This is a genomic window from Caballeronia glathei (assembly GCF_000698595.1).
In the GTDB taxonomy this organism is placed as follows: domain Bacteria; phylum Pseudomonadota; class Gammaproteobacteria; order Burkholderiales; family Burkholderiaceae; genus Caballeronia; species Caballeronia glathei.
Genome location: NZ_JFHC01000291.1, coordinates 1 through 548 on the forward strand (window position 1 = coordinate 1; position 548 = coordinate 548).

The window sequence follows — 548 nt, forward strand, 5'->3', positions numbered from 1 at the left end:
AGATTCGACCTCAAGACGCCGGGTCGCGAGGATGACACCGTCGAAGTCATCACGGCCAGCGCGGCGGGCGCCGGCGGGCGCTCGCGCGACCTCGTTCTCGCGTTCGGCGGCCGTTCCAACATCACCAGCCTGGACGCTTGCATCACGCGTCTGCGCATTTCGGTCAATGACCCAACCCTCGTCGACGAGGGCAAGCTCAAGGCGCTCGGTGCCGCGGGTGTGATGCGCGTCGGCAACGGCGTGCAGGCGATCTTCGGGCCGCTGTCGGAGAACATGAAGACCGACATGCAGGAATACCTGAAGACAGCGGGCAGCGATGCCGAACTCGCACCTGGCGGAACGCCTGTCGCGGAAGGCGCGGCACCGGCAGCGACCGCGGCCTCTGCGTACAGCCCGACGCAGCAGAAGGCCCGTGCGGAAAAGATTTGCGCGGCGCTCGGTGGTGCGGCCAACATCAAGAAACTCGAAGCGCTTGCCGCCACACGACTGCGCGTCGTACTGTCCGACGCCTCCCGGCTCGACGCCACCGCGCTGAAGTCGGCCGGGGT

1 protein-coding gene is annotated in these 548 nt (G+C 67.5%); it reads left to right on the forward strand.

Annotated elements, in window-relative coordinates; genetic code table 11:
- The coding region (locus tag BG61_RS38835) for a PTS sugar transporter subunit IIBC (RefSeq protein WP_035943826.1) at nucleotides 1–548 on the forward strand (548 nt) is incomplete at both ends.